Raw genomic sequence first — 19,552 nt, 5'->3', positions numbered from 1 at the left:
TTTCCGGCGTATATTTTGTTTTACAATTTCTTGATGTTTTGCTGATTTTTTTCCAAATAGCTGACGCCCTTGTGCTTTGTTTTATTAGTAACCTTTTATAACTTAATCCCCATAAATTTTATCTCAAATAACAAACACTGAGGCGTTTCCAATCTTTTAAATTCTATTTTTGTCCCTTTCTCATTTAACATACGCCTCACAGTGACAGAATCCGTTACCCGAAGAGCCCTGACCAAGAAATGGGTGTCCGTTTTTGAGCATTCTTTGAAAAAACTTAAATAATTGAAAAGTTAATGAAACGATCCGCAACCCTAGTTTTACTGCTATTTTTTTGCTGTTCCGGAAAAGCGCAGCAGATTCCAGTAAGTCTTTTGGATAGCATTACAATTACAGGGAACAACGGCACTTATCCTAACATTGACGGAGTTGCCATAACCCAGCGTGGCAAGCTTATTTTTGAGACCTATTTCCATGGACTAAGTAAGGATAGTTTGCATGATTCCCGTTCTTCATTAAAGTCAGTTACAGGGATACTGCTTGGCATTGCTATCGAGAAAGGATTTATTAAAAGTTTGCAAGAGAAAGTGTACACTTTTTTCCCGGAGTATAAGCCGTATGAAAACTGGAATATTTTAAAAGACAGCATGACGATTGAGCATTTGGTTGCAATGAAATCCGGTTTTGATTGTGAAGAATGGGATGGGAGCAAGGATTGTGAAGACGACATGGAGAATGAGCGGGACTGGATAAAATTTTGTCTTGACCTGCCGTTAAAAAACAAACCAGGGACTCATTGGGATTATACTTCCATTAATACCATGTTGTTAGGAGGCGTAATTGCCCATGCCAGCCATATGACTGTTTCGGATTTTGCAGATAAATATCTTTTCAAACCCCTGGGAATTACAAAGTACAGATGGACAAAAGATCCTGTTGGTCACGAAATGACAGCGGGTTCTTTTTACATTTCCCCAAGAGATATGAACAAAATTGGGCAGCTAATTTTAAATGGCGGTGTTTTTAATGATAAGAGACTTGTTCCCCAAAAATGGGTCGAAGTCATGACAGAGAAGCATCTAAAAATTGAAAATTTTTCAAATGTGAGGATTTCTAAAAATAAAGCAGCTATTCCGCAACCCACTTATTACGGTTATGCGTGGTATAATGAAGAAGTCAGGACTGAAAAATTTAAGCATAACATTGTTTTTGCCTCAGGAAACGGGGGGCAGTATATTATGGTGATAAAAGATCTGGATTTGGTTGTAACCTTCACTGGTAATAGCTATAATTCTTCAAGATCAAAACTGCCTTTTGACCTGATGATAAAATACATTTTACCTTATTTTAGTCTGAAATGATTTATGATGGCAATAGAGCTACAATTCAATATTCGGGAAAGGGTCTTCGATATGAGATTTACCTTTTTGATTTTACTTTTCTGCGGTTTTCAAAATGTTTCTCAAGCCGGCGACCGGGTGTCAAAACACAGTCCTGAACGGAATTTTGAAAAGTTCTGGCAGATATTTGACCGTAATTATGCTCATTTTGAAAATAGAAACGTAGACTGGCGGCAACAGTATCGAAGTTTCAGGCCTCTCATTAGTGAATATACAACCGATGAGCAATTACTATCTGTCTTTAATGACATGGTTGCTCCGCTTAAAGATGGCCATGTGGTTATATCGCCAACGGGCGACTTAGCCGCCAGTGCTAAATATTCCAGATTTTATCAGGAGTTTCCCACCAAGGATCTTCAAGCGAAATTTCATCAGGTAACTCTCGAAAATCTACAAAAACAGGGGTTTGGCGCGTTTAAAAAATTTCACAGCGAGCCTCATCAGATTGGCGGTTATTGCCGATCAGCAGACTTTGGATATATTCAGTTGAATGGGTTCGGCGGTATGGCAATTGAGCTATTCACTAAACAATTGGATGATATGGTTGACGAATTTGCCGACGTAAAGGGACTGATCATTGACATTCGTATCAATGGCGGCGGCTCACCCGCATATCTGAGTGCGTTAATTGGACGGCTTACCCAGGTTAAACGACTGGTTGGATATGGACGCACGCGTACTGGTAAATCAAAACACGATTTTACCTCCTGGACTGCTTATCACCTAGCACCGCAGGGTGCGAAGCAATTGATTAAACCAACAATTCTTTTGACCAGCGGTGCCACGATCAGTGCTGGTGACCATTGCGCCATGTATCTCAAGGAGTTCCCTTATGTTAAACAGATTGGCGAAAACACAAATGGTATTTTTTCTTCCATGCATGGTGAGCGCTTGCCGAATGGTTGGCAAATTTCATTATCGAACGGACAAACGGTGAGTAGCAAACGTATCAGTTACGAGGGGAAGGGCGTTCCAGTCGATGTACTGGCTCTGCATACACGTACGGATATGCTCATGGGAAACGACCTTGCTCTGGCAAAAGCCTTTGAATATCTGGGAATAAATCAGTTGGCACTTGCTAAGGAAACTATTTGTTACGAACAGATAGCATTGAATTATTACGCGGATAGCTTGCTGCTTAACAAAATCTATGGCGATATCACCGCATATTCAACTGGCTTGGTAGAAGAGGATGCCACTTTATTAGCCCCTTTTGCAAAAAAATGTAACTCGTTGCAATCAGTTTACAGATCAGATGGTGTAGAAATGCGAGTAAGAGCTGAGGAGTTTGCTGACTCCACTTTCTACACCCAAAATATAGAACACCGTTTCTATGTAGGCCTTCGTTCTCCAATTCAATCTAAAAAAAGGTGGCCCTTTGCCAAACGCAATGGCCGGCGACTCACCATAGCGCACCATATCAACATTGCTGATAAAAACTACGTCCGGTTGCATTTAAGCCAGGGTGGGTGGAAAGGTGAGACCATTTTGGTTGTTGTTAATAACGAAGGCAGCGTTGTTGAACATTGCTTTTTGTCTTACAATTATCTGAGCAGTCAGTTCTACCAATGATGTTTAGCCAGCAACGAGTTCGGCAAAAGATCCGTGGCTGGATTTAGCAACATATTCTTTCGGTGCGCTAAAACAGTGTGCCTGCTTAATCCCAGTTCGCAGGCGATCTGCTTATTGTTGGTGTTTGGTCGCTGCTTTTAAATACTGCTGAAAAGGCTTTATTTTAATAGACCTTTTAAAATAAAGTCTTTTCAGTAGAAACCATCTATTTCACTTTCTCCAAAATAAGCTGGGTCATGCCGGGTGTGCCGTTTATAACGTTCTGGGTGACGCGATAGTAAGAGGCATCAGCCAACGTGATATGGGAAAATATGTATTCTCCGGGCAATGCGGCGCCGAAAAAATACGCTCTTTGTCCATTCGATAATGCATAAGTGCCATTGGTATATGTGGTGTTCAACGTTCCTATCCAGGTATTTCCTAAATTAACTCCACTGGTTGCCAATTGATAACCGCCTACACCAGAGTTCAACAGGGCAGCGCCCGTATTACTTCTAACCTGTAAATCAATTCCATCAGGGGTACTTGGAATGGCCGAACCGCTTGCAACGGAGCGGACGCAAATTTTGTCATAACACACTTCACCACCGGCAACATTACTGCCATTTATACCGCTAAAGGGAACAAGTGAAAACTGCACGCCGACGGAGGAGTTTATCACGACTACGTCACCGGCTGTGTTTACTCCCAACGGTGCTACACCATTTGTGGCGGGTGGCGTCACATCATTCATTTGTGTAAATCTTAATCCCGAGTTACCTGCATTTCCTTCATTAATTTCCAGCTTATTCCCCGGTGTTGCAGTTCCGACGCCTACATTACCGTTATTTTTCTGGATTACGGTTTTATTTCCACTAGCCGCCTCTACTTCTAAATTGGAATTTGGGGCAATGACAGTAGGATTCGAGCCAATTTTTACCTGACAGAAAGCACCAAATGAAACAAAAAAAAGTGCTGTAAGACAGCTAAACTTGAAGTGTGTAAATTTGTCCATTGTCGTGATAATTTTTAGAAATTAAACTGATTTAGAAAATGAAAAAGATTCACAAATGTAAAAAGTGGCCACCGGTAAGGTGTTAGTACTCTATCGAATAGCGTACTAGAAATATCTCTAACCATACGACTGTCAAAAAGCCTCTGCAATCTCACAAGCCGGCTTAGAGAACCTGATGGCTTTCCCGGACAGGCCTTTCAACAGCGCTTAACTACTGATTAAAAAATAAATGAAAGCTCGTTACCTCGGTTTGGGTAACCTTAATCCTAATCCCAATCAGTTCGGCGACTTCCTTGATGATGATCAGTCCAAGGCCGGTCTTCCTTTCGCTGTTGATCGCATGATTGATTTCATTTACATTAGGGTCGAGGTTGATCAGGTCCATTTTTTCACGGGCGAGGCCGATTCCGGAATTGGAAATAATTAACTCTGTCTGATTGTTGCTGGTCCGTACACAAATTTTGATCTCTCCCTGATTAGTATACTTCACGGCATTGTCAATCAGATTATGGATTACAATGGATAATAGCTGATAGTCAGAGCTGACCTGAATATTGTCGGTTAACTCGTTGGTGAAATGATTTCCCCTGCGCTCCACAACGCTCTTGAATAAATCTATTTTAAGGTCAATTAATTTTTTTAGGTTTATTTCCTCGAAATCCATCCGTTTGCCATAGACCTGAACTTTAATGTAATCCAGCAAATCGCGAAGCATGTTTCCAATCTGATGAGATAAACCCGATATCATTGTCCCGGCTTCGGACACATCCTCGTAACGCTGTTCCTGTACCATATCGGAAATATATCCGGATGCGATTGCGATGAATTTCAACGGAGATTGAACGTCATGAGTAATGGATGCAAGCATCCTGGACATAACATGCACCTGGTGATCCGAGTGATTTTTGGACTTTTCAAGTTCTTTTAAAGCATTTTTCAGTGAGACAGTACGGGATAAGACAATTTTTTCCAGCTCTGCCTTTTCGCGCCTGATGGCTTTTAATCTATGTAAGTTGTAAAAATAAACTGCGAGAGTAAGGGCCAAAATGAGGATAATTACAAAAAAGACTATCGTTGCAGTAGTTTCATACCATACCTGGGGTACAACAAGATGTATGCTTTTTGTACTGAAATTGTTAATTCCAAAACCATCCTGTTTCCTGACAATCAAGGTATATTTTCCTGAATTCAGACTGGAATACCGGACTGTAAAATCTTTGTTGTCTATGGGTAGCCAGCTCGCAGGCTCTGTATCCGATCCTTGCTTGACAAGTGTATACGAAAGATTAAGGTTGTTATAGTTTCCAAAAAAAGCCGTTGAAAAATGAAATTTGATGTTTTCGGGATTTAGAGGAAACCGGACGGTATCTCCTTCGACAGCTATCGGTTGTTGGTTAAGTTCTGCCTTATCAAGAATTATGTGTCCGTCGGGTATATATCTGCTGATCTGTTCAGGCCTGAACCACACCAGTCCGTTAAGCGATGGTAAGGAAATATATCCATTGGCCAGCTTTACTCCGCATGGTTGACAACTTCCGTTAAATTCATTGGTTTTAAAGCCTTCATCCATCGCATGATACATATAAAATAATTCGTGGAGTGGTTTGGTTGGCCCGGTCTGTAATTTATTTGAATGCTCGGTTTCGTTCAATGCAGCATACTTAAGCAGATCATTAATGTTCATTTGAAAAAGCCCTTTGTTGGTAGGTATCCATAGGTAACCCAGCCCATCACTGACCACACAGTGGGGACTTGCCAGGTAATTGTTTTTATCTAATGGAAATGTAACCAGGCTTTTCTTACCCTTCAGAAGCATAATGCCCTTTTGCAGTGCCGCAATCCAGATATTTTCCCGATCGAAAATATGAAAGCTTTTGATAGACAAACCTTTCGTCCCTTCAAAGAGTCTATACTCTTTTTTAGATACGTTAACACTATAAAGACCGGTAGTGGTACCAACTAAAAGTTCATGTTCGGTGAGAGATTCCAGGTAGGTAATATTCTTTAAACTATCTGGCCCAAAAAACTGAGGAGTTGAGCCAGGATCTTCAGGATTTATTTTATATAAACCCTCGTTGTCTACACCCAACCAGATTTGCGAGTCCTTTCCGTGATAAATAGCCTTTACTTCATTTTTGAATTTCCAGTGTCTGATTATTTTTCTCTCATCCTGGCTTAATTGAAAAATGTTTTCGTTACTCTTAACCCAGATTTGGGCTTTTGCGTCTTTGGTAATGGCGCGCCTGTCAAAGGGATTGGTTCTTTCCAGAATTTTAAGCCGTTTATCAATGATCCTGTTTTTTTGTTCATCTTTTCCAACGATAAAGCCCGTAGATGTTAAGACCGCATTATTTTGATAGGGTAGTTGTGAATAGAAAATGTTTGGCTGTGACTGGGTGAAAAAAATATCCAGTTTTTTATCTTCGGAAATAGTTAATGTCTCAAATTGATGCTTGCTCACTACATAAAGGCCGGTAGTCGTGCTGCCTAAGTATATTTTTTTATTGATCTTGTCGAAATGTATGACTTTGATATTTTGGGAGGGCAGGTCAAAATCTTCCAGCATAAGCTTGGTCACCAAACCTCCATCCTTTTGTTGTTCCAGAGCGTATAGATTCTTGGCAAGGAAGAGAAAGGCTTGATCTGAATTGTTGTTCCAGTAAAGTTTGATTTCTCTTTTTTCGGTTTTGAAGAAAGGGTTATTCAAGATATCTCCCTTAATCATAAACGTAGATACTTTTTGGCCAAAAATTTCGGTAAATGATTCCCGTTGATGAAGATAGTATAGCCTTTCTCCCAACGAAAAATAGTTCCATAGATTCTGTGCTGGATGGATCACTTCATGTTTTTTCTTCCAATTCTGATAGTATGTCGCATGCGTTTTATCACATAAATAGAAATTACCTTCTGCGCTGCCGCCAGTTATCATAAAGCTTCCGCCTGCATTAACAAAACGATAATTGGCCAAAGTGGGCCTGCTCCACAAGTCAGGCAGGCCAAAAACGTAAAATATACTTTTGGGATCTTTTGTTAGCGAATGTATTTTTGGACCTCTATTGCTCAAATACATCGAGTCGTATACCGCGCACCCATTTTCAATTCTAACTGCCTGACCAAACTCAAATTGTGCATAGGTAACATTGGAACGTTTACCGGTATTTGAATTTTCTGATAAAGTGGCGTTTCTGGAAGAAGGTTGTATGGTCATCACACGATTGCTTTTTATGTTTTTCAGGTTGGAGGAGTTGAAAACATAAAATTTGTGTCCGTCGAAACGGACCAGGCCGTCCTCGGTGGCCAGCCAGATAAAACCTTCTGAATCTGCTGATATGCTTTTTACACTGTTTTGCGGCAAACCGTTTTCGGCTGTGTAGTGATCGACGGTGTAACCGCTTTGTCCAAAACTATAATCTGATAAATAGGAACAAAAAAAAAGAGGAGAAAGGCAAAATTATTTTTCATAACTTAAATTGTGGTAGGTGATTGGAAAATCGATATGAATTCGGTTCGCAGCACCGGGTATGAGCAGGGACCGAAAGATATTTACTATCTGAATGAGGGAATTAATCAATTGAAGCCTATTTTTTTAGATTTTCTCTCGCACGAATGTAGCAATTTATTTGCGAGGATACGACGAACTATATCTGGTTTCCAGGCCCGACTAGTAAAAAAGGTGAAGGCACAGTCATTGTCGAGAGCTCCGCGGAGAATCCCCTGTTTGCAGTAACATATTTACAAATACGTGCCTTTTCATCAACTCGCCTAATTTGGGAGAGTCCACATAGAATGGCTTAATTTTCGGAATTGAAGTATTGTTTTAATCGAAGATACCAACTTGTTGCTCTACTGCGATAGGTACAGCAATAAGTTGGTCAATTTAGCTTTTACAGCGCAATATTTAACCGGGTAGCTTGGTGCAGCAAACACAGATGTTTCGTTCAATTACAATTTGAAGTGGCCTTTTTTAGCTTAGTCTGGTAACAGAATTTTATAATCTCTGATGTTTATTTATTAGAAATATCTCTACTGTAATTGGCCATAATTCGATACCGAAATATCGCTGTGTCTAATATATTTGTACTGTTATGTAGCAAACTATTACTATATATCGTTGCCCGGCGAAGTGCACTATACACACATTAAGATTTTCTCTGGAAACCCACACTTATGCGTTCGCGGGGACTCATTCAAGATTAGGAATCCCACTCACGGATGTCGGTTTATTATTTGTAAATCGGCAGGATTTACCTTAATCAATGCAGATGCCAACAAGGAGCGGCCTCCCGGAAAATGTTAAAAACGCCGGGTAGTGTTTGGTTATCATTCGGTTCGGTCATGCGAGTATTTTTCAAAGTACCCAGGGATCCTGTGTGAAACATCAGGACTACTTTTGTGCTTCGTTGTTTTACATCAATTACGGATTTTAGCTCTCAGGCAAAGCCAGCTCAGCCATTGACCTTTTGAGTTAATGGCGTATAGCAGGCGCGATAGAATCAGCATGCTGGCCAAAGGTAATTGACCAGATAGTCTCATTTGCCTTACAAAAGTAGTAGTCTGTAAGGCTTTTTCTGATTTTTCATAGGAACGTCATATAGCTTGTGCCCGCCGGGAATACTCCAATTTGCCGGCAAGATCGACTATATTCTGAACTTCCATCTTTCGATAAATATTGAACTTGATGGTGCTGACCGTGGAAACCGCAAGATTTAATCGATCGGCAATACTCGCCGTACGCATCCCCTGTATCAGTAGATTTGCCACTTGTGATTCTCTCGTTGAAAGTTTGCCAACATGATTGTTATCCCTCAGATCAGCCAAAAGGTATTCGGTTATGCTTTCGTCAAGATATTTTTTCCCATTCATAATTGTCGCGTAGGCGAGAAGAAAATTCTGTTGGCCGATCGATTTCATACAAACTCCTTCGATACCCTTCTTTAAGTAGGCAACCGTTACTTGTTTATGTGCTTCGTCGCCGAGAAGTATTGTTTTTAAAGAAGGGTATTTTCTGCGAATTTTATCAAACACATTTATATGGGTATAGTCAGATTTGTGGCCGTCAATAATAAGTAGATCAAAGCTGGTCTGCTGCAATGTGTCCTGGATGCTTTCCCAGGTATTTTCCTGGTAAAAAGTAGCTTCGATACCTTTGTTCTGAAGGCAGGAAATGATACCTAAGCTCAGCAGATCGTTGTTGATTAACATCAGTATTTTTGTCATGTTGTGAATTGCCTGTTGTGAATTGTAAGATCGGTAAAATGAATTTTTATTTCGCCATTATCTGCCTCCGAAAAATCATTCAAATCTAGAATAAATGTGCAAATGAAGTTGTCGAAAATCGTTAGAAACGCATAGAAATATATCTAATGGATTTTGGCTGTGCTTTCGAGAAATTACGTAAAGGGGTAGGTACATGGATGTTCGGTAAATGTGTTAACGCTCTAAATTGATATGGTCATAAAGTTTGATAGCCGTTTTCTGCACCAGTAAGGTGAGTGTGAGGCGGTTTGAATGAATAGATATCTTGTAAGCCTGCTAAGAGTGATCAAAACAGAAAGAGCTGCGAACAGAAGCTGCGGCTCTCATCGAGATACCGCAGCGTACTCTGATGGCTAAATAGGCAGTAAGGCTGACGCGGCAAATTGATCAAGCCGCGCTGTAAAATGCCAGGTATCATTAGCTGAGAGGAGGGTTGTCATTCAAACGTTGAGCAATTATGTCACAATAACTTTTAACCGGGTTTATTTCTGTCTTTTATGGCACGCAATTCTTTTTTGTGTTTTAGATTATACGTGCTTTAACCGTTGTGTGTATACGCCAATGGAGTGAAAAACAATTTTAACCGAATGATTAAATTATTACGGACAGCAGTTTTATCATTTTATGCAACCTTTTGTTTTCTTGTGCTCTCCGTTTTGGCAGGAATATGATACAAATGTAGTTGCAGATGTGCAAAGTTCGGTTAGTAATCCTTGTCTACCTTATTAGAAACATTTCTAATTATGAATTTTCGGTTTCGTATCCAGCACTGAAGACTAATTTAAAATGGGTTTTATCTTCCTGGCTGACGTTTATTCTAATATTAAGGAGTCTAGCCAATTCTTTTACAATAAACAACCCCAGTCCAAATATTCTCTTTTCCCTTGGAGGGGTAGCTTCGGAGGAGTCTCCTGGATCCTGATTAATCAATTCAACGGCCTTTGTTGAAAGTCCCAAACCGGTATTGGAAATGTTAATTTCCGTTTTTCCTTCCTGATTCGCATGTGCATCAATCAAAATGAATCCCCGTCGCGTGTACTTACATGCGTTATCAAGGAGATTGTGAAGGATGATCGAGAGTAGATGGTAATCGGAATCGACAGTTGTTTCTGGCGAACATTTAATGCTGATATGTGTGCCGGTTAGTTCAGCGGCGGCTTTAAAAATTTTCACTTTCGAATCGATGAGTTCCAGAAGAAAAATGGTTTCGACTTTGACGGCACTACCGTAGATTTGGAATTTGATGTAATCAACCATATCCTCCATCAGGTTACTCGTCGTTTTAGATACGTCATAAATAATTTGTCCCAATTGAGCTGTTTTGTCGATTTGTCCGGTCCTCAGCAGATCGGGTATGCCAGACGCGGTTAGCGAGACGTAACGCAACGGGGATTGAATGTCATGGGTTATGGAGGCTAACAGAATCGAAATAAAACGAATCTGATTAGCCATTCTATCCTTATACTCTTTTTGCTCAGTTAAGGTAGATTCAAAGGATTGGGTTCTGGTTGCAATCGTTTCGATTAATACGGTATTTTCCCCTTTAATCTGAAAAAGCCGGTAAACCGTATAAATATAGCCGGCAAGTACAAGGGAGACGATAAGAATACATTGAGAAGAAGAATACTGATTCCATCCACCGACTGTGACCAGGCATTTGTTTATCAGTTTATTGCAATTGTCCATGAGGGCTGTTTTTGGGTGGCATTAAATATAACTTAACTATATGCAGGTCCGGTAAAACGTTGGTTATCATTGAAGATCAAGATGTCTCAAAGACACAATAGATTTCAACACTACTGTTTTTCGGGAAAGGAAACCTGGTCTCATCGATATTCTGGTCCGGAGAAAGTAAGCACTATACAAAGCTTGCCTGTAAGTGTCGAAAAAGCATAACTTCCCACACGTCAAACGTGGTTTTAAACCCGATCAAGTTAAAAGTTCCGGCATAACCTTTTGGATCTTGATGTATAGTTCTATTGGATTGGTTACGTCAAATTTTTCGAAAATACGTCCCTTATGGGTGCTGATGGTAGTCTGCTTAAGTTCCAGTTCATCGGCTATTTCCTTGGTCCATTTTCCTTTTAACAATAAACGAATCACTCCCTTTTCTCTCTCAGAAACTTCAAAATTGAGTTTTTTATGGCTGGTTTCATTTGGAGCGAGAAAGTTTTCGGCTATAATGCGATGGATCGCAGGGCTTATATATTTGCGATTACTCAGTACGTGTCTTACCGCTTCTATGATGGTTTCGTAAGGGGCGTTTTTTGATAGAAATCCATTCGCGCCTTGTTGTAGATATTGAACAGCATATTCCTCTTCTGGCAAACCTGTATGAATTAAAATCTTAACATCCGATTGTATCTGTCTTAAATCGGTGATCATTTTTGGAGTGCCGCCGCCGGGCGTCTTAATATCAAGAATGATCAGGTCGTTGTAGCCATCCCGAAGACGACCGATTCCTTCCGAAAAACTGGATACAGCAGTAATATTTGAATTCGGAAAGTATTTTTCAATAATAGAGGTAAGAGCCCATACAATAATTTCATGGTCTTCAATAATCATTAGATTTAACCGTTGTTCCATTTAAGTTACTGTGTTTAGTGTGCATTGACCGTAGCAGCGTTGCAATATTAGGGATTATCGATTTCAAAATCTTCTAGTTTTACTAGTACAATTTTTATATTTGATTCGAAATATTTCTAATAAATTGTAAGTGACTTACGAATTATACCAGACAAGTCAATTTCTATATTGCCTGGAAGGCTCACGGGATTTTCACTATCAGCGTGTTACTTTGTGTTTGGCTGACCAGATTTCGAATGCGTGAGGATAGATACATCTGGAAGCCACAATAGATTTGGAGAGTGAAGGCGCATTAAATAAAATCATTATGCTCTTGTGATCTACCGTATAGATATTCAGATAAGTTGTTACAGACTTCTGGATTTTGCTTTTTCCAACGATTAACTTCTAATGATTTGTAGAATAATATCTAAATGTTAGCTTAAAGTATCAAAAAATTTCATTTTATTTTTACGAACCGGCAAAGGCTCATGGCCGATGTTTGTTTTGCTCTTTTCAGAGCAGGAGATTTTGTTTCTGACCTGAATTTTTTAACTGTCTTTTTTAGTAAAAAACTTAATTCCACATGTCGGTTACGGCATAGTATTCTTAAACGAGGCTTTTGGGAACTTTGAAACTTCTGGGAAGGCCTATACCCAACGATATCATGAAGGAAAATGCGTACAGCAAAAACCATAAGGTCAAAATAGATCTTCATGGGAATAACCTGACGGACGAACAGCTCGTCACCTTATATTTGAGTACAAAAGCGGACGTTTACTTTGAGAAATTATATGACAGGTACGCCAAAAAAGTTTACCGAAGGTGTGTACGGATTGTCAAGGACCAAGCCGAAGCGCAGGATCTGACCCAGGAAATCTTTTTGAAGCTGTTTTTTCGCTTGAACACATTTAAAGGAGAATCAAAATTTTGCTCCTGGTTGTTTTCCGTAGCTTACAATCAGTGTTTTGATTACTTGCGTGCGAAAAATAAAAGCCGGCACTTATCCTTTGATGATTTTGGGGAGGGATATTCATTTGAATACCTCCGGCAAGACTCTGAGGAGAAAAGCAGCAGACAAGAGGCAATGGAGGCCGCCCTGATTCAGCTCAGGGCGAAAGAGCGGCAGATTCTGCTGCTCAAATATGAAGACAATCTGGGCATTGAGACCATTGCTGAGGGGTTTCAAGTCAGCCAGCATGCCATAAAAATGCGGTTGCTAAGATCCAGAGAGATGCTTCGAAAAATATATGTCCGTATCCTTGATAGCCAGTGTTCGTCTGGTTTCTCCCGCCTGAGCTGAGGTTATTAATATTACATACACTAGAAATGGACTCTTTGGTCTGATGAAAAATGCGACGGTGCTATTTACCAGTAGCAGAGCCGTCTGTTTAAAATTTTCGGTCAATCATTTTACCCATTTTGACAGTGATTAGAAATATTTCGAATCTGTTTTATGATTATTACGAATACTGACAAGAGCAAAGTAATTTATATTTGTCCTGCTTCTCGGTAAAACAATAGAAGCGAACAAGAAATCAATGTTTTTTGTGAAATAAACTGCTTAAATATTATCCATTGTTGTCCGGTTAAAAAAGGTCGGCTGACTGGAAAGTTATGCATACGTATATTTGTATAGGTTAGTGTTGATACGATTTGTTATTTATGTAATTGAATATTACACGCACAGTTCATTCGCTTAGAGGAATAGTCCGTGCAGGGATCTAATGTTTCAATATCTTCATTTAATTGGCGTTCACTCTGCTTAACGAGAATAAGTACCTTTTTGCCTAAAATTTCATGGTTTTTGTCAAAATGATAAACCGGATGTGACGATGTTGGTAAATCAGGTCTTATCAATAAAAACAGCAGACACTCGGTCAATTCGAATCGACTAACTTATTAGACACCAGTATATTATCAACGCCATTGACCGATGAGTTGTTTAACAAATGATTTCGCGTGCTGAACACTTTTTTCTGTACCGATAAGGATCGGGGATCATGCTTATTTCATTTAATCCGGCAGCTTTTTGGCGGTACGATTACGCATGTTATTTTATAATCAGTTCATATAAGTCCTGCTAAACCAGGATGATGATTAGAAATATTTCGAATCAATTGCGGTAATGTTGCTAATGATTGTTCGCGGGGTTTGATTTAAATTTGTCATGTTAGATCGCTGGTACCTGTCGTCATTTTAGATCGATTCATTTGTTTGGGTGATATTGTAAGGCGCTGTTTTACAGTAATGTTTGAGTCGAAAGGTACTCTTATTATTTGATGTCTAAGATCTGAGGAAAAACTGATTATTTACATAACTAACACACCTATGACGAAATAGATTACCTGATTATGCTTTAACAAAGGATGTTTGTCATTTGTTAGAATGCTTTACATAAATAGAAGCAGGTGACAGAATATCTTATTCGTTAGCAATTACTTACTGAAAGTTTTACGATTTTATTTTACTTTAAAATTTGTTCATTATGACACTACACTATACCACATCAGACTACATTTTTACAAAGCCTCTATTTTGTAAAACCGAATTAAACTTACTCATACGTCTTCACCCGAAAAGGCCTGCATGTACTCACGCATTGGATAAAGTGAGCTGATGGAATCGTATTGATAAATATGTTCCTGACCAGCCAGGGGCTTCTGCCATTCTTTTATACGCCGTCCGGATCGGATAAAGCGTAGAAACCGGCTAAAAAATACTGTACATCTCATATTATACATACACCCGAACCGCCCGCTAATCAAACCGTGGCGGCACAGGATAATACTGTTCTTACCAATAAACAAAAATCAATTTACTAGAACTAAAAACTACATTTCTGATGAAAAAGAAACCACCATTATCAAAATTTCTACGTGCGGCTTTTTTTGCAGGTATCTTACTCTTTTCCTGCCCGGTAGTATTTGCACAAGTGAAAATCGGCACGAATCCGACAGTTATTGAAGCGGCTTCAAATCTGGAAGTGGAGGCTTCAACAGCAAACAGGCAATTCAAGGTAAACAAAACCAGCGGGCAGGTTACCCTTAAAGATGGAACCCAGGGCAATAACAAGGTTTTAACTTCTGATGCCAACGGCGCAGCAAGCTGGCAGCTTATTGATGCTGCTAATGTGGCTGCGTTTCCCAAGGGGAAAATGGTCGGTGCCCAAACTAATAATCTGGCCTCCGGGAATCCGGTGGATGTGTCTTTTGCGAGTAACGAGTATGCAGAGGGCGGTGTCGTCAGGGTTGGACAGGCCTTGAGAGTGCCAGTAGCTGGTGTGTACATGGTTACACAAAAATTAGAGTTCGTAAACGATGGATGCCCGGGCAATAGTCAAATAAGTGCTGCGATGTGGATTCAAAGAAATGGAACCAACGCCGCGGTATTCGACGATCGGACGAGTGTAAGGCTCAATGATCGTTTTTCTTTAACCCTGGTTAGTCCCATGTACGTGCCTGCAAACGGCCTGGTGTCTGCTACTGCCTACGCAAATTTCGGTGCTGTGGCCGGATGCACAACTAAAATCGAGTCTGGAGAGCTATCTGTTACCTATTTGCCTTAAATCAATATCACCAGATGTCAACTTAGCGACGATTAAAATTATACACAAACCAAACAAACCAAAACAATGTACAAAACTACAAATAAGCTATACCATACGTCATTTTCGCGGAAGCGGAACTGGCTGAGTCGGGTCATTTTAATCCCGCTGTTGGCACTTGCGTCCGGTGCGCAAGCGCAGGAAGGCAGCCAGGGAAACACTACTATTTTTGCAGGTGCGCAAATGACCATATTTGGTAATCATAATTTTGGCGCCGGAGGTGCAGGTGTTATGCCCGGTATCATCAATACCGAGCGTACGACATCCGCGACCGGTACCGGTTATGGGGTATTGAATTACGCATCAGCATCTCTGCTCGTCACAGGCGCCAATGATGCCAACCATGTTGACGGATATGTGCGCAACCTCGGTACGGGCAAGTTTGTATATCCTGTTGGCGATAACGCTGTTTACGGCCCTTTTGCAGCCACGGCAGCCAATACGACCGGGGCTTATTTTCACGTAGATCCGACTTCGGCCATTACCAGTAATCTGGCAGGAGGCAACTATCCCGTATTACCCACCACAGGACCTTTCCCTAGCGACAGTGTAACCATGACGGTAAAGAATGTGAGCAAGATTGAATACTGGGATATTGACGGAACGACTGCCACTAAAATCACGCTGAGCTGGAACGCGCTTAGCGATGTAACGACGATGACGGGAGGGAGTATTTCCAAATTGACCATCGTGGGCTGGGATCCTGCAATTAAAAAATGGGTCAAAATTCCTGCGACAATCGATGCAGCTGCTATTGTAGGTGGCGGAGCCAGTACGTTGACAGCCGGATCAATCACAACTAATGCGACTGTTATCCCGGGTAATTTCACGGTGTATACACTCGCTGCGCAGGTGCCTGACCTTACGCCTACGACCGACATCGACGAGCTGAGTTTCTTTACCGATGGTACCAGCAGGGATTTCATTGTGAACCTGTACGAAATTGAAAATGTAGATGCAACAGGACAGATCCGCTTCCGGATTACCAAATTGTCGGCATTCACGATTACTTATCCAACTACAAGTACGGTTTCCAATGTTTTCGGTGGAATTTCCAATGAAAACGGCAATTGGACTTTTACAGAAACCAGCGGTTTTATCACGGTGACTGCGAAGGCAGGTGTGATCATCCCGGCAGGCGGGCAGGCTTTAATTGGCTTCAACATTACCAGAAAGGCAGGAACTCCTCCGGGTAATTCTCAGAACATCACAGCCACCATCATCGGAGGATCGGGAGGAGAAGTCAATACTACTAATAATCAGGTGGTGACCACGGTTACTGCGCAATAGCTTCTTCACAAACCGGCACAACTCATGAAGACCAAACAATTATTATTATTTCTATTCTTGCTTGCGGAAACCATAATGGTAGCTTCTGCCGAAGGGATAGGGCCCGGGAAGGCAGTTCCTTCTAACAATGGAGCTACTGCTATGACATTTTACGCCTATAAAAAAACTGCGGCAGAACAGATAGCTTTTAGTTTCATAAAATCAGCTGCGGCAGTAACGGGGGCAGTGTCTACGGATAAGTTGACTATTAAAGTGTATTCGCCTTCTGGTAACCTGACTTACAATCAAACTATTTTAGCGTCAAATGCGCTTAATACTGCTAAAACCGGACAAACCGCTTCTACCGAAATAGGAATCTGGACATTTCTTATTGAACAGGCTGGTAATTTTTCAATTCCTTACATTACCGACATCAATGTAAAAGCAACCAGTACGGGCGCCACGATCGTTGGTCGGGTATATACCGAGCGCCTTAATTTTCTACATGGTGAGGTCACCAACATGAGCACTTTCTCTGTTTATTCTGTGAATCAGCAGGGATACAAATATACTTCGACGTTCTATAATCTGTACCCAATTTATATTTCATTCGTTATCAATCCTTTTGGCAATGTACTGGCTGGAACATGTACGTCCGCGTACAAATCATCCGATAGCAGTGATCCAAGATATGCCTGGGGAGATAATTGCGGAGGTGCGTCGAAAATATTTTTAAATACGATTGCTGAGGATGTCCCTGCTTCTGCACCCCGTTACAATCTTACTACCAATGCGACGGTGACAGAGTGGTTGAATCCGGAGATCGCTACCGAAAATGTTACTGGCCTCGCTTACACGCCGGGAGCCGCGGCTGGTGTAGCTGCGGGATCTTTTACCTTTAATGTCTTCAATTACATTGGCAATGCCACACTGCAGATCGATGTGGACAACAACGGTCTGTATACCGACGCGGTGGACAGGTCTATTTCAGCAGGGGTTCAGCAGGGTGCTAATACGATTGCTTTTGATGGTAAAGATGGAGTTGGGAATGACATTCCCTGTACAGCAACGCTGAAAGCAAAAGTGGTGCTGGATAGGCCAGGTGAAATCCATTTTGTAATGAGCGACGCTGAGGGGCTTGGCGGAATTAAAATTACACGTACGAACGGACCAAGCTCTCCTTCCAGTCTCATCAACTGGGATGACACCAGTGTGTATACTGCCAATAGACCGAATCCAACGCCCATTCTACTAGGAACCAACGTAAATAGCAGCTTTACCACCACAACGCATGGATGGGCGATGAACGCCCAAACCGGCTGGGGGAATAGCGCATTTATAGACAACTGGGCTTATCTCCCCGGTTTAACAAATCAGGAGATAACGGTTAACACGCTCTGTCGGTTTCCGGATTTAACGCCAACAACCGATATTGACGAGCTAAGCTTTTTTACAGACGGTACCAGCAGGGATTTTATCGTAAACCTATACGAGATTGAGAATCTGGAGGCAACAGGCCAGATCCGGCTTCGTGTTACGAAGCTGTCTGCCTTCACAATTACCTACCCAACGACGAACACCGTCTCTAACGTTTTTGGTGGAATTTCCAATCAAAACGGCAATTGGACTTTTGCAGAAACGAGTGGATTTATTACGGCTACTGCGAAGGCGGGTGTGACGATACCGGCAAACGGGCAGGCCTTAATCGGTTTCAATATTACCAGAAAGGCAGGTACTCCCCCGGGTAATTCCCAAAATATCACAGCCACCATTATCGGAGGATCAGGGGGCGAAATTAATACAACCAATAACCAAGTGGTGACCACGGTTACAGCACAATAATTTATTCTATCCATTTCTAATTATTTGAATCATGAAAAAAATCATCGCATATCTAATGATCGTTACCGGCGTGTTGGTTTCTCAATACAGCCAGGCACAGGATGTCAGTATCAACGTTACCAATGCTGCTTCGATCGCGCAGGGAGACTCGACACCGGTACTTGTCAGTCTTTGCAATGAAGACCCAAATCCAATCGACGCTCCGGCAAACAAACTTCGTCCGCAGCTGTCGGCTCCCAATAATGTCATTTTCTCATCAGTTACCAATACAGACGGTACTCCCTTGACCGGATGGACTATTCTAAGCAAGACCACGACAACTGTAAGGCTGTTGAATCAAACTCCGCTTGTTAATGGGGAGTGCGTTGAATTTTATGTCTGGGTGATAGGAACGGTTATTAGCGGGTCGACTAATTTTAACGGAACTCTGGGATTTCAGGGCCCTCAGACGTCGGGCAATAACATCGCCAATGACAACAGTATCACATCCATTGCTGTAACGGCACCCCTTCCGGTCACCTTGGTTTCCTTTGATGTGCAAAAAGAAGGACAGGTTGCAAAACTTAAATGGGCGACAACGGCAGAAACCAATAGTGATTATTTTGAGATCCAACACAGTGTTACCGGTAAGGAATGGGCTAAAATAGGAAATGTGGCCTCAACCGGAGAAAGTAGCACACTCAAAAACTACACGTTCAGCCATGGCAATCCTGTAAATGGGGAAAACCTTTACCGCCTGAGAATGGTAGATAAAGACCAGACTTTTGCCTATAGTCGCATCCAAAGCGTGAAGTTTGACGGGATCACCAAAGACCTTACCATATACCCTAATCCGGTAAGCGATAAACTGTTTCTACGCGATTTTAAAGAAATTACCAATATCCAGATCAACGATTTAAGCGGTCATGCCGTGTATCAGGCGGATGCAAACACTACTGGTGAAATTAATATATCAGGTCTGAAGTCCGGAATGTACATCGTTAAAATCAGCAGAGCCAATGGGCTTACATCTACTCAAAAAATCGTAGTGAGCAAATAAAACGGTCAAGG

Annotated in this window: 12 protein-coding genes and 1 pseudogene; 7 read left to right on the top strand and 6 right to left on the bottom strand. The window is 41.3% G+C overall.

Annotated elements, in window-relative coordinates:
- The first annotated feature begins 293 nt into the window (after positions 1 to 293).
- Both M1L62_RS17725 and M1L62_RS17720 read left to right on the top strand, forming a co-directional pair.
- Positions 294 to 1,358 carry a serine hydrolase domain-containing protein gene (locus M1L62_RS17725; protein ID WP_254560955.1) on the top strand — a complete coding sequence of 355 codons (1,065 nt, stop codon included), beginning with the start codon at positions 294 to 296 and terminating at the stop codon, positions 1,356 to 1,358.
- Between the two features lie 3 nt (positions 1,359 to 1,361).
- Positions 1,362 to 2,969, top strand: a complete 1,608-nt coding sequence (locus M1L62_RS17720; RefSeq protein ID WP_254560954.1) for a S41 family peptidase — start codon at positions 1,362 to 1,364, stop codon at positions 2,967 to 2,969.
- Here the strand turns inward: M1L62_RS17720 and M1L62_RS29735 are convergent.
- The 6 genes and pseudogenes from M1L62_RS29735 to M1L62_RS17695 all read right to left on the bottom strand — a co-directional run.
- Positions 2,960 to 3,079: pseudogene (locus M1L62_RS29735) on the bottom strand (hypothetical protein); the annotation flags it as partial. The gene M1L62_RS17720 and the pseudogene M1L62_RS29735 sit on opposite strands and share 10 nt — an antisense overlap.
- Before the next feature lie 95 nt (positions 3,080 to 3,174).
- Positions 3,175 to 3,963 (bottom strand): hypothetical protein, encoded by a 789-nt coding sequence (locus tag M1L62_RS17715; RefSeq protein WP_254560953.1) that lies wholly within the window; start codon positions 3,961 to 3,963, stop codon positions 3,175 to 3,177.
- A gap of 211 nt (positions 3,964 to 4,174) precedes the next feature.
- The gene (locus M1L62_RS17710) at positions 4,175 to 7,318 is read right to left on the bottom strand and encodes a sensor histidine kinase (RefSeq protein WP_254560952.1); all 3,144 of its coding nucleotides are present in this window, start codon (positions 7,316 to 7,318) and stop codon (positions 4,175 to 4,177) included.
- A gap of 1,232 nt (positions 7,319 to 8,550) precedes the next feature.
- Positions 8,551 to 9,180 carry a LuxR C-terminal-related transcriptional regulator gene (locus tag M1L62_RS17705; protein WP_254560951.1) on the bottom strand — a complete coding sequence of 210 codons (630 nt, stop codon included), beginning with the start codon at positions 9,178 to 9,180 and terminating at the stop codon, positions 8,551 to 8,553.
- A gap of 780 nt (positions 9,181 to 9,960) precedes the next feature.
- Positions 9,961 to 10,905, bottom strand: a complete 945-nt coding sequence (locus tag M1L62_RS17700) for a sensor histidine kinase (RefSeq protein ID WP_254560950.1) — start codon at positions 10,903 to 10,905, stop codon at positions 9,961 to 9,963.
- A 243-nt stretch (positions 10,906 to 11,148) separates the two neighbouring features.
- Positions 11,149 to 11,805, bottom strand: a complete 657-nt coding sequence (locus M1L62_RS17695) for a response regulator (protein ID WP_254560949.1) — start codon at positions 11,803 to 11,805, stop codon at positions 11,149 to 11,151.
- A 601-nt stretch (positions 11,806 to 12,406) separates the two neighbouring features.
- On the opposite strand from M1L62_RS17695, the gene M1L62_RS17690 reads away from it, so the two are divergent.
- From M1L62_RS17690 to M1L62_RS17670, 5 genes are all read left to right on the top strand, one after another.
- Positions 12,407 to 13,087: an RNA polymerase sigma factor gene (locus tag M1L62_RS17690; RefSeq protein ID WP_254560948.1), complete on the top strand. Its 681-nt coding sequence runs from the start codon at positions 12,407 to 12,409 to the stop codon at positions 13,085 to 13,087.
- A gap of 1,542 nt (positions 13,088 to 14,629) precedes the next feature.
- On the top strand, positions 14,630 to 15,352 hold the full coding sequence (locus M1L62_RS17685; RefSeq protein ID WP_254560947.1) for a hypothetical protein: 723 nt from the start codon (positions 14,630 to 14,632) through the stop codon (positions 15,350 to 15,352).
- 66 nt (positions 15,353 to 15,418) lie between these two features.
- Entirely contained in the window at positions 15,419 to 16,681 is a 1,263-nt protein-coding gene (locus M1L62_RS17680; RefSeq protein WP_254560946.1) for a hypothetical protein, read from the top strand.
- Positions 16,682 to 16,705: 24 nt separating this feature from the next.
- Positions 16,706 to 18,502 carry a hypothetical protein gene (locus tag M1L62_RS17675; RefSeq protein WP_254560945.1) on the top strand — a complete coding sequence of 599 codons (1,797 nt, stop codon included), beginning with the start codon at positions 16,706 to 16,708 and terminating at the stop codon, positions 18,500 to 18,502.
- Between the two features lie 31 nt (positions 18,503 to 18,533).
- Positions 18,534 to 19,541, top strand: a complete 1,008-nt coding sequence (locus tag M1L62_RS17670) for a T9SS type A sorting domain-containing protein (RefSeq protein WP_254560944.1) — start codon at positions 18,534 to 18,536, stop codon at positions 19,539 to 19,541.
- The last annotated feature ends 11 nt before the right edge of the window (positions 19,542 to 19,552 follow it).

It is taken from the genome of Dyadobacter diqingensis, from assembly GCF_024220585.1.
GTDB classification, from domain to species: Bacteria; Bacteroidota; Bacteroidia; order Cytophagales; family Spirosomataceae; genus Dyadobacter; species Dyadobacter diqingensis.
The sequence above is the reverse complement of the archived record's forward strand: the minus strand, read 5'-3'. Positions and strand labels throughout refer to the sequence as shown.

Coding starts and splice junctions, on each gene's coding strand:
- M1L62_RS17700 (WP_254560950.1), bottom strand. CDS start 10,905: ATGGACAATTGCAATAAACTGATAAACAAATGCCTGGTCACAGTCGGT.
- M1L62_RS17685 (WP_254560947.1), top strand. CDS start 14,630: ATGAAAAAGAAACCACCATTATCAAAATTTCTACGTGCGGCTTTTTTT.
- M1L62_RS17720 (WP_254560954.1), top strand. CDS start 1,362: ATGATGGCAATAGAGCTACAATTCAATATTCGGGAAAGGGTCTTCGAT.
- M1L62_RS17725 (WP_254560955.1), top strand. CDS start 294: ATGAAACGATCCGCAACCCTAGTTTTACTGCTATTTTTTTGCTGTTCC.
- M1L62_RS17675 (WP_254560945.1), top strand. CDS start 16,706: ATGAAGACCAAACAATTATTATTATTTCTATTCTTGCTTGCGGAAACC.
- M1L62_RS17670 (WP_254560944.1), top strand. CDS start 18,534: ATGAAAAAAATCATCGCATATCTAATGATCGTTACCGGCGTGTTGGTT.
- M1L62_RS17695 (WP_254560949.1), bottom strand. CDS start 11,805: ATGGAACAACGGTTAAATCTAATGATTATTGAAGACCATGAAATTATT.
- M1L62_RS17680 (WP_254560946.1), top strand. CDS start 15,419: ATGTACAAAACTACAAATAAGCTATACCATACGTCATTTTCGCGGAAG.
- M1L62_RS17715 (WP_254560953.1), bottom strand. CDS start 3,963: ATGGACAAATTTACACACTTCAAGTTTAGCTGTCTTACAGCACTTTTT.
- M1L62_RS17705 (WP_254560951.1), bottom strand. CDS start 9,180: ATGACAAAAATACTGATGTTAATCAACAACGATCTGCTGAGCTTAGGT.